Raw genomic sequence first — 10,495 nt, forward strand, 5'->3', positions numbered from 1 at the left:
GCCCAGGATGGCGCAGTCCATGCCGGTCGCGCCGGCGGTGCCGGCGACCGTCATGCGGATCTCCTCGATATAGTCGGCGCGACCGCCTTCGGGGATACGCGAGACCGGCCGTCCGAGGATGTCGAGAACGTAGAAGCCGATCGAGCTGACGTCGAATTGGGGCATGGCTGACTTGACCTTTCGAATTCAATGGGCGGCGCGACGTAGGCCGAAGCTTGCGGCCAGCACCAGGAAGACGAGCACGCCGATGCCGACCTGCTGCCAGTAGAAATTCCAGCCGACCAAAAGCAGCCCGTTCTTGACGATGGCGAGCAGCAGCACGCCGAGCAGCGTGCCGATGACCGAAGGCTTGCGCTCGCGACTGAGCGTCGTGCCGATGAAGGTGGCGCCGATGGCGTCGAGCAGGAAGGCATTGCCGGAGAGCGGCACGTAGGACTTCACCGTCGCCGACAAGAGGATGCCGGTGACGCCGGCAAGCAGCGCGCACAGAACATGCACCATCGACAATTCGCGCGGCACGCGGATGCCGGAATACCAGGCCACGCCCGGCTGCGCGCCCATCGCCTGGACATAGCGGCCGAAGACCGAGCGATGCAGCAGGACATGAACGGCGAAGACAAGGACGATCAGCACGATGACCGGCGTCGGTACGCCGAACAGAGCGGTGCGGGCGATGGCGTTGAACTGGTCCGCTGCATAGCCGCTCGTGAGATAAATCGGCTGGCCGCCGCTGGTGGCGAGCTGCTGCGTGCTCTGGCCGATGAAGAGGACGCCGAGCGTCGCCAGGAACGGACTGATGTTAAGCCTGGTGATCAGGATCGCGTTGAGGATGCCGACGATCAAAGCGGCGCCGAGTCCGCCAGCGACGCCGACGATGCCGCTATAGCCGGCGGCCAGAAGCATGACGAAGATCATGCTTGCCATGTCGACCGAGACGCCAACCGAGAGATCGATGCCGCCCGACGAGATGACGATGGTGAGGCCGAGCGCCACGATCGCCAGCATGACGACATTGTTGACCAGCACGTTGAAGAGGTTGGCCGGCGTGAGAAAAGTCGGACTCGCCACCGAAAAGAAGATGACGATGGCCGCGAAGGCGATGAGCACACTGTATTTGGCGAGGAAGCCGCGCAGGCTCACCTTGGCGGTGGTTTCATTGGCCGAGATGCTCATCGCGAACCCTCCGAACCGCGGGCAAAGGATGTGATCGCCACCACCAGCAGGATCAGCGCGCCCTGCACGCCGTTGACCCAGTAGCTGGAGACGTTGAGCAGTTGGAAGCCGTTCGCGAGCAAGCCGATGAACAACACGCTGAGCAGCGTGCCCCCCATGGTCGGCACGAAGCGGCGCGAGAAGACGGTGCCGAGCAGCGCCGCCGCCAGCACCGACAGAAGCAGCTCGCCGGAGCCGGGCGTGCTGGCCGACAGGCGCGAGACGGTGAGGATGCTCGCCACCGCCGCGCAGAAGCCGCTCAGCACATAGGTGAAGGACACGTAGAACGGCACGCTGATGCCCGCCGCGCGCGCCGCTTCCGGGTGTCCGCCGACGGCGTAGAGCCTGAGCCCGAACGACGTGCCGTGAACGACCACGATCATGATGGCGGAGAAGACGATCAGCGCCCAGGCAAGCGCGGAGATGCCGAGGAAGCTGCCCGACACCAGCACGCCGAGCAGCGGGGAGGATGCGCCGACGACCGTGTTCTGGGTGAGGGTGAGTTCCATGCCGGCCGCGACATTGAGCACGGCAAGTGTTGCGAGCAGCGGCAGGATGCCGAGCCCGACCACGGCAAGGGCGTTCAGCGCGCCGACCGCCATGCCGACGGCAATGGCCGCGATCACCGAGAGGAAATCGCCATAGCCCATCGACAGAAGCGTCGCATAGATCGCGGCGCAAAGCCCCATATTGGCGGCGATCGAAAGGTCGATGCCACCTTCGGTGACGTCGGAGCCGCCGCCGATGATGACGGCGGTCATGCCATAGGCGAGCACGCCCAGGATCGCCGACTGCTCGACGACGTTGATCAGGTTGAAGGTCGAGGTGAAGCCCGGCGCGAAGACGACGAAATAAGCCATGATCGCGGCGAAGGCGGCGATCGCGCCGAGCCGCACGACGAGCGCGCCGAAGCGGCGGCCGGCGCTCTTGGCCGCGGCCTGCTTTTCGTCGGAAACACCGACGTCTGTGTGGAGGACAGTCGCGCTCATGCAGCCACTCCATCCATGGTCGAACGTGCGCCCGACGAAGCCGCCAGCAGCACATCGCTGTTCATCGCAGAACCGGAGAAGCTGCCGGCAAGCCGGCCGCGATAGACGACCAGCACGCGGTCGCAGACGCCGACCAATTCGAGCAGGTCGGAGGACAGAAGCAGGATCGCCGCGCCCTCGCCCGCCAGCCGATTGAGAAGATTGTAGATCTCGACCTTGGCGCCGACATCGACGGCCACCGTCGGCTCGTCCAGCACATAGACGCGCGACTGGCAGCTCAGCCATTTGGCGATCGCCACCTTCTGCTGGTTGCCGCCGGAGAGCTCGCGCACCAGCGCGTCGCGATGCGGTGTCTTGATCGACAGCTCCTTGATCAGACTGTCCACCGCCTGGTTCTCGCTGCCGCGGCTGACCAACCCGCTCTTGGAATAGCGGCGCAGGCTGGCCAGGGAAATGTTCTCGCGCACCGAAAGGCCGAGCGCCACGCCATGGGCGCGGCGGTCTTCCGGCAGCATGGCGATGCCGTCGCGCACCGCTTTGACGGGCGTCGACAGGGCAAGCTCCCTCCCCTCGACCTTGACCCGGCCGCCCTCGGCAGTCTTGAGGCCGAACAGGCACTGGACGATCTCCTTGGCGCCTGAGCCGAGCAGGCCGGTGAGGCCGACGATCTCGCCGGCGCGGACGTTGAAACCGATATTCTCGAAGCTGCCGCCGAGACGAAGCTTGGAAACCTCCAGCACCGGCGCGCCTAAATTGACCGAGCGCTTCGGGAACATCTCGCCGACATCGCGGGCGATCATCATCGCAATGATCTCGTCGATCGGCGTCTGACGCGGGTCGACCGTGCCGACATCGGTGCCGTTGCGCATCACGGTGACGCGGTCGCAGAGCTTCTCGATTTCCTGCATGTAGTGGGAGATGAAGACCACGGCGATGCCGTCGTCGCGCAGCCGGCGCAGCACGTCGAACAGGCTGTCGACCTCGCGCTTGACGAGCGCCGCCGTCGGCTCGTCGAGCACCAGCACCGAGGCTTTTTGCGCCAAGGCGCGGGTGATCTGCACGACCTTCTGCTGCGCCGTGGTGAGATCTTTCACAAGCGTTCCGGCCGGCAGTTCCATGCCGAAGAAGCGCTTCAGCAGGTCCGCGGCCCTGCGCTCCATGGCGCGGCGGCTTACGAACGGGCCAAGGCCGATCTCATGGCCGAGGAACACGGCCTCGCCGACCGTCGCGGTAGGCACCAGCAGCCTGTCCTGGTGGATGAAGTGCACGCCGAGCTTTTCGACCGAGGCCGGTGTCAGCGAAGTTACGGTCTCGCCGTTGATGAGGATCGAGCCGCTGTCCGGCTTGATGATGCCGGCCAGCACCTTGATGATGGTCGACTTGCCCGCGCCGTTCTGGCCGACAAGGCCGAGGATCGAGCCGCGCGCGATCTCGAGGTTCGCGTTTTCCAAGGCGCGTACCGGACCGAACCGTTTCGAAATGCCTGTCATCGATACAGCAATGTCACGCTTTGCTGTCTGCATGGCCGTCAATCCTGGTTGGATGTGACGGGCAGCCACATGGGCGCGGCTGCCCGCCGTTTCGTTCCGTCCTATTTAACGCCAGCCTTCTCGGCGGCGTCGAGGAACGGCTTTCCTTTTTCGACGGCATTTTCCTTGTTGATCAGCACCGAAGGCACGAAAGTGAAGGGCGGCACCTTCTGGCCGGCCAGATATTTCGCGGCATTGTCGACCGAGGTCTTGCCGATCTCATAGGGCTGCTGCGCCGCGACCGCGCCGGCCGGCGACTTCGGATCCATCACCATCTTGATGACTTCAGGGCTGCCGTCGATGCCGTAGGTCTTGACCTCGTTGCGGCCGGCGGCTTCGACCGCCTGCGTGGCGCCGATCTGCGGCACGTCCCAGCAGGCCCAGACCGCGCCGATCGAACCCTTCTCGGGCGACTTGGTCAGCATGTCGGTGACGTTGGAATAGGCGCTCTGCACCGTGTTCGGAATGACGTCGCGCAGCTCGGGCTCGACGATCTTCACATCCGGGAACGAGGTCAGCACATATTTCAGCTGATCGTAGCGGATCTTGCAGACCGGCACGCTGTAGAAGCCGTTGAAGACCAGCACATTGCCCTTGCCGCCCATGTCGGCGACCATCTGCAGCGCGATCTCGGCGCCGATATTGTAGTTGTTGGAGGTGGTGTTGTTGATGGCGTGCGGCGTCGCGGTATCGACCGTGAACAACGGGATGCCGGCGTCGCGGATCTTCTGCAGCCACGGGTTCAGCACTTCGAGATTGCCGAGCTGCTCGATGATCGCGTCCGGCTTCTGCGCGATCAGCGTCTGCAGCTGCGCGATCTGCTGCTGGTCCTTGCGGCCGGCGTCGAGCGCGATGACTTCACCGCCGAGCTCCTTGACGCGGTCCTGGATGCCTTTGAAGGCCATCAGGTCCCAATAATGGTCGGTGCCGATGGCGGAGACGCCGATGCGCTTGCCTTTGAGCGACAGTTCCTCAGCGCTGGCGCCCGAGATGGCGGCCAGGCTGCAAGCCGCCGCCAACCCCAGAGCGAGCGCCTTGACGAGGCCTTTCATCGAATTTGTCATTTCATTTCCTCCCTTGTTGATCGCTCCGGGCCTTCCCGGAGGATATGCGAAACAGTCAGTTGCTGCTCCAGCCCTTTGTTGGTCGCTTCGGGCAGAGCCCTCCGCTCAGGCAGCGGCGTCATTGTCGCGCAGGCCGTAGCTCGCCATGCGCTTGATGACGTTTTCGATCTCCTCGTCGGACAGGATTGGCGGCTCGCCGATCTGCAGGGCGCCGTGATACTGGCGCGCCAGCGTCTCGACCTCGACGGCCAGCCACATCGCCTGGGCGAGGCTCGACCCGACGGCGATCATGCCGTGCTGGGCAAGCAGGCAGGCCTTGCGGCCGCGCAATGCCTCCACCGCGTGCGCCGAAAGCTCCGCCGTGCCGAAGGTGGCGTAGGGTGCGCAACGAATGTCGCTGCCGCCGGCGACCGCGACCATGTAATGGATCGCCGGTATCTTCCGGCCCATGATGGCGATCGTCGTGCAATAGGTCGGATGCGCGTGGACGACTGCGTTGATCTCGGGCCGCGCCTTCATGATGTCGAGATGGAAACGCCATTCGCTGGATGGCGGCAGGCGTCCGTCGACCTCGCCGTCCCAGCTCATGAAGACGATGTCCTCGGGCACCAGCGTGTCATATGGCGTGCTCGTCGGCGAGATCAGCATGCCCTCGCCATGGCGGCAGCTGATGTTGCCTGATGTGCCCTGGTTGATGCCGAGTGCGTTCATCTCGATGCAGGCGTCGATGATGGCCTGGCGCACATCTCGGTCCGAAACGGTCATGCGATATTCCAATCCTTGCTCAGTCCGTCACCAGGCCGTGTAGCCGCCATCGATCGACAGGATCGCGCCCGTCACGTAGCTCGAGGCCGGCGACGCCAGGAACAGGATCGCCGAAGCGATCTCCTGCGGCGTGCCCAGCCGGCCCATCGGCGTCATGTCGATCCAGGTGTTGAAGAGTTCGGGACGCTCGCGCATCTTCAGCGTCATGTCGGTGCCGACATAGCCCGGCGCCAGCGCGTTGACGCGCACGCCTGACTTCGCCCACTCGACCGCAAGCGCCTTGGTCATCATGTGCACGGCGCCCTTGCTCACCATGTAGGACGGCGCGGTCTGCGGACGGTTGATGATCAGCCCCGACATGGAACCCAGATTGACGATCGAGCCCTTCTTGCGGTCGACCATCGAACGGCCGAAGGCGCGCGAGGCCCAGTAGACGCCGTTGACGTTGACATCCATCACCAGGCGCCATTCTTCGTCCGGCGTGTCGAGCGCGGTGTTGAGGCGCGCGATGCCGGCGCTGTTGACCAGGATATCGACCTGGCCGAAATCCGCGGCGACTGCGGTTGCCGTCGCCTCGACGGCTTGCGGATCGGTAACGTTCAACACGCGGCCATCGACGCTCGCGACGCCAGCGGCCTGGAGCGCCTCGGCAGCGGCCTTCAGCCCATCCGCATTCATGTCGAGCAGGACGATCCTCGCGCCGCAAGTCCCCAGCGCCTTGGCGGCCTCGAGACCGATGCCGCTGGCGCCGCCGGTGACGACGGCAACCTCGCCCGTCAGGTCGAATTGCGACCGGTAATCCATGCACGTCCTCCATCAGGACAGGCTTGAGCGCGGGCAAAACGCTGCCCTCGCCGCCGAAGCGGCGCCGCAAGCCGGCCGTCCTGATAATGCCTCCGGGGTCAGGCTCCTCCCGACCCCATGACAGGGACGTTACAGAAGCTTCCCGGGTCCGTCAATCTGGTTATAACCAGAAAACGGAATCTTTTTTGGATGTGCGCAATTCAGGTGCGATCGACACCGTTCACCGTCGCCGACGGCTGCTCGACCGCCATGTGGATGCGGGCGACAGAGGAGTTGTAGAAGGCCTCGTAATATTCAAGCGCGGCGCCGTCGGAATCATAGGCGATCGACTCGATCTCGATCAGCGGCGTGTTGGCGGCGACACCCATCTGATCGGCTTCTTCCTTGGTGGGAAGCGCGGCACGCAGCCAGCGGTCGGCACGCTTCACCGTCAGGCCGAAGACGGCGCGGATGGTGCCGAAGATCGACTGGTTTTCCGACAGGATGTTCTCCAGCCCCGGGACCCGATGCCCCGGCAGGCTGATACGCGTCATGGTGATCGGCGTGCCGTCGGTCATGTAGACGCGGCTGATGCGGACCACGCTGCCATTGGCGGGAATGCCGAAGACCTTGGACTCCTTCTCGCTCGGCGGGCAGCGGTAGATCTCCAGCGTGCGGGTCGAGACCTTGTGGCCCTTCGCGGTCAAATCGTCGAACACGCCGAGATTGGCGGTCATGAAGTCGACATGCTCGCGGGGAGCGGCGACGAACATGCCCTTGCGCGGCATCTTGATGATGCGGCCTTCATTGGAGAGCGATCCGATCGCGGCGCGCACGACGGGACGAGAGACGCCGAAGAAATCGCAAAGCGCCTGTTCCGAGGGAATGCGCGAATTGGCTGCCAGCAGACCGGTGTTGATCGCCTCCTCGACTTGGTTGCGCAGCTGCACCCAGAGCGGGGCCGCCTCGTCGCGGTTGAGCTGAACCTTGGAGCCGATCGAGCGGAAAGCCTCGGCCGCCTCGGCATCTTCCTGGTCGTAACGAGGACGCCCGCGCGTTCTGGTTGCCTGTTCCATTCGGGTCCCGCCGCAAATCATTTGCCGCGACTCAAAAAGCGGCAGCGCCTCCCTACCGGAGGCCGCCCGCCATTTTCACGCTCTCCGGCAAGTTTCGCAACCATAGCATGGCGGCGGCCCCCAGAAGCGGTCCGGGAACCAGGAGCAGGAAGGCCCAGCGCCAGCCGCCGATGAAGTCGGCGAAGCGCGGCGTCAGCCAGATGGCAAGCACCGTCAGCGCGAAACCGGCGCCGAGCTGCACGGACAGAGCGGTACCAACGAAGCGGCGGTCGGTAAGCTCGGTGACGGCGGCGGAGAACTGCGCCGAATCACCGATCACAGACACGCCCCAGACGATGGCCACCAGCATGAACAGCCAGAGCGGTCCGGTGAACAGAAAGCCCATCAGCAGCGCGCAGCTTCCCGAGACGAGCATCATGCCGGCGGTGGTGGCGGTGCGGCCGATCCGGTCCGACAGATAGCCGCCGAGCAGACATCCCAGAATGCCGGATGCCACAACGAAGAAGGTCGCGAGCGAGGCTGTGGCGGCTGTTCCGATCGCCTGCGCCTCGAAGGCCGCGCGCGTATAGGCGAGCAGCCAGGCCCACATGGCATAGAGCTCCCACATGTGGCCGAGATAGCCGAGATTGGCGAGGAGCAGCGGCTTTTCGCGAAACACCTGGCCGATGCGCGAGGGCTCGAAGATAGCCTTGCCGAAGGGATAGGGTCCTTCCTTCGCGAACAGCAGGAAGAGCAGCGCGCCCGCAGCGGTGGCCACGCTTGCCGCGGCGACTACGGGCCGCCAGTCGAGCACGGTCGAGACGGCGCGGAAGAGATGCGGCAGCGCCGAACCGACTGTGAGCGCGCCGATGACCGCGCCGAGCGCCAGTCCCCTGTCGCGCGCGAACCAGGTGGCGACCAGCTTGAGCGCCGGCGGATAGACGCCGGCAAGTGCGGCGCCGGTGACGATGCGCGCGGCGATCACACCGCCCGGCCCGGGATGGAAGAGCAGCGTCGCGTTGGCTAAAGCAGCGACGAGGGCTGCTGCCGCCATCAGGCGGCTCAGCCGTACAAGGTCCGGCAAATTGACCAGGCTCGCCACCAGCGCGCCGATGACGAAGCCGACCTGGACGCCATTGGTCAGCCAGGCTTCGGCGCTGGCGCCCAGCGCCAGCTCCTGCTTCAATTCGGGAAGGATTGCGGTCGCCGAGAACCACGTGGTCAGCGACAGGACGACCGCCAGGCAAAGCAGCGACAGCACGCGCCAGCGCTCGCTGTCGGCCGCCATGCCAAGCCGGCCGCCCCCGACCGTGCTCATGCGCCTTGCAGCGGTACGGTGAACACCGTGGCCGTGCCGGTCAGGCAAAGCTCGCCCTGGCCGTTGCGCACGCTGGTCTCGATCTTGCAGATCGGCTTGTCGGGGCGCACTTCCTTGACCTCCACGCGGCCGGTGATCTCCTCGTCAACGCCAACGGCCTTGACGAACTTCCAGGCCACTTCGAGGAACACGGTCCCGGGGCCGGGCAGATCCTCGGCGACCAACGCGTTGAGGATGCCGGAGGTGACGCCGCCCTGCACGATGAGCTTGCCGAACACCGACTTCTCGGCCAGCGCGCGGTCGTAGTGCAGGGGATTGCGATCGCCGGTGATGCCGGTGAAGGCCTCGATGTCGCTCATCCTTGTGCGTCGCGTGCGCTCGGCGAAGGCGCCGACCTGCGGACGGCCTTTCACGACACCCACCCAACCGTCCTTCGTTTCGATGCTCATTGCGGCTTCTCCTCTGCTCTGGGTTCGACTGGTCTGAAGGCCGGCAGGACACGGCCGCCGATGGCGGTCGGCGCAAGCAACAGCATGTCTCCGATCTGTTGCGGCCGTGTGCCGGGCAGGATGAAGCTCAGCATCGTCGGGCCTTCGGCCAATTCGACCAGGCCGACCACATACGGTGCCGCGGGCAGCCAGCCGGGATGGCCGGGTTTATGCACCTTGGAAAAGGATTTGAGCCGTCCCCTGCCCGATGCGTCTTTCCAGACCAGCCGCTTGCTCCAGCAATGCGGGCAGATCGGGCGCGGATAGAAGACGGCCTTGCCGCAACCCTCGCAATGCTGGATGGTCAGCCGGCCCTCGGCGGCGGCATCCCAGAACGGCCTGGACAGCGCGGTGATCGTCGGGCCAGGGGTTTTCAGGGTGTTGAGATCGACGGACATCAGGCGGCCCCCAACACCAGGGCGGTCGCTTCGCTCATCGTCGCGCCATTGCCGGTGACCAGCGCGAGCCAAGCCTTGCCGATCTGGCGTTCACCCGCCTCCCCGCGCAGCTGGCGTACCGCTTCGACGACATGGGTCATGCCGCCGGCAAGGTCGGGCTGGCCGAAGCCGAGCTGGCCGCCATGTGTGTTGAGCGGCTTGTCGCCCTTGTGCGAAAGGTCGTGGTCGCCGAGCCACGCGCCGAACTGGCCCGGCGCGCAGAGGCCGGCATCCTCGATCGTCGTCGCAACCATGATCGTGTAGCAGTCGTAGAGCGACAGAAGGTCCATCTCGTCAGCCTTCGTGCCGGACTGAGCGAAGGCCCTTGCCATTGCGCTCTTCAGCGGACCGGAAGTCAGGTGTGGGGCCTGGCTGACCGCGCGGTGCGTGACCTTCTCGCCGGCGCCGAGCAGATGGACAGGTGGCCTGCGCAACGACCGCGCGCGTTCGGCCGAGGTGACGACGACCGCTTCGCCGCCGGCGACCGGCATGACGATTTCGAGGAGATGCAGCGGCGAGGCGATCATCGGCGAGGCAAGCACCGCTTCGACATCGGCCGGCTTGCCATAGAAGATGGCGTCGGGGTTGAGCTGCGCGCTGGCGCGCGCCGCCGCGGCGATCAGCGCGAAATCTCGCGCGGTCGAGCCGTATTCCGCCATATGCGCCTGCATCAGCAGCGCATAGGAGATGTTGGCGCCCGAAGCGCCGAAAGGCACGTCGAACTCGCGGATCGGATTGCGGTTGGGCGAGCGGGGTGCAACCTCCTCGCGGTTGTTGGCGAGCACGCACAGCACCGCCTCGCACATGCCGGCCTCGATCGCGGCCGCCGCGCGCCAGACCATGCCTGCGCCGGAC

Annotated in this window: 11 protein-coding genes and 1 pseudogene; all 12 read right to left on the reverse strand. The window is 65.4% G+C overall.

The window, feature by feature from the left end; translation table 11 throughout:
* Positions 1-165, reverse strand: a pseudogene (locus EOA24_RS43015) (kinase); the annotation flags it as partial.
* A gap of 21 nt (positions 166-186) precedes the next feature.
* A complete protein-coding gene (locus EOA24_RS14920; protein WP_127257734.1) occupies positions 187-1,173 on the reverse strand; it encodes an ABC transporter permease in 987 nt (328 codons plus the stop codon).
* Positions 1,170-2,201 carry an ABC transporter permease gene (locus tag EOA24_RS14925; protein WP_126078736.1) on the reverse strand — a complete coding sequence of 344 codons (1,032 nt, stop codon included), beginning with the start codon at positions 2,199-2,201 and terminating at the stop codon, positions 1,170-1,172. The genes EOA24_RS14920 and EOA24_RS14925 overlap by 4 nt, the downstream gene beginning before the upstream one ends.
* Complete coding sequence (locus tag EOA24_RS14930) at positions 2,198-3,724, reverse strand: sugar ABC transporter ATP-binding protein (protein ID WP_189343213.1); 1,527 nt, start codon at positions 3,722-3,724, stop codon at positions 2,198-2,200. Before EOA24_RS14930 ends, EOA24_RS14925 begins: the two co-directional genes overlap by 4 nt.
* Positions 3,725-3,792: 68 nt before the next feature.
* Positions 3,793-4,794: a sugar ABC transporter substrate-binding protein gene (locus EOA24_RS14935; RefSeq protein ID WP_210211625.1), complete on the reverse strand. Its 1,002-nt coding sequence runs from the start codon at positions 4,792-4,794 to the stop codon at positions 3,793-3,795.
* Between the two features lie 105 nt (positions 4,795-4,899).
* Positions 4,900-5,559, reverse strand: coding sequence for an L-fuculose-phosphate aldolase (locus EOA24_RS14940; RefSeq protein WP_126078737.1), 660 nt, complete (start codon positions 5,557-5,559; stop codon positions 4,900-4,902).
* A 27-nt stretch (positions 5,560-5,586) separates the two neighbouring features.
* Entirely contained in the window at positions 5,587-6,363 is a 777-nt protein-coding gene (locus tag EOA24_RS14945; RefSeq protein WP_126078738.1) for an SDR family oxidoreductase, read from the reverse strand.
* Between the two features lie 200 nt (positions 6,364-6,563).
* Positions 6,564-7,418: a GntR family transcriptional regulator gene (locus EOA24_RS14950; protein ID WP_126062400.1), complete on the reverse strand. Its 855-nt coding sequence runs from the start codon at positions 7,416-7,418 to the stop codon at positions 6,564-6,566.
* Positions 7,419-7,470: 52 nt separating this feature from the next.
* Positions 7,471-8,715 carry an MFS transporter gene (locus EOA24_RS14955; protein ID WP_127257533.1) on the reverse strand — a complete coding sequence of 415 codons (1,245 nt, stop codon included), beginning with the start codon at positions 8,713-8,715 and terminating at the stop codon, positions 7,471-7,473.
* Positions 8,712-9,164, reverse strand: a complete 453-nt coding sequence (locus tag EOA24_RS14960) for a MaoC family dehydratase (RefSeq protein ID WP_126078740.1) — start codon at positions 9,162-9,164, stop codon at positions 8,712-8,714. The genes EOA24_RS14955 and EOA24_RS14960 overlap by 4 nt, the downstream gene beginning before the upstream one ends.
* Entirely contained in the window at positions 9,161-9,601 is a 441-nt protein-coding gene (locus tag EOA24_RS14965) for a zinc ribbon domain-containing protein (protein ID WP_126078741.1), read from the reverse strand. The genes EOA24_RS14960 and EOA24_RS14965 overlap by 4 nt, the downstream gene beginning before the upstream one ends.
* Positions 9,601-10,495: thiolase family protein (locus EOA24_RS14970; protein ID WP_133374519.1), on the reverse strand; the 895-nt coding region annotated here is incomplete at its 5' end. The genes EOA24_RS14965 and EOA24_RS14970, both read right to left, overlap by 1 nt.

The organism is Mesorhizobium sp. M2A.F.Ca.ET.039.01.1.1 (assembly GCF_003998035.1).
Taxonomy (GTDB): Bacteria; Pseudomonadota; Alphaproteobacteria; order Rhizobiales; family Rhizobiaceae; genus Mesorhizobium.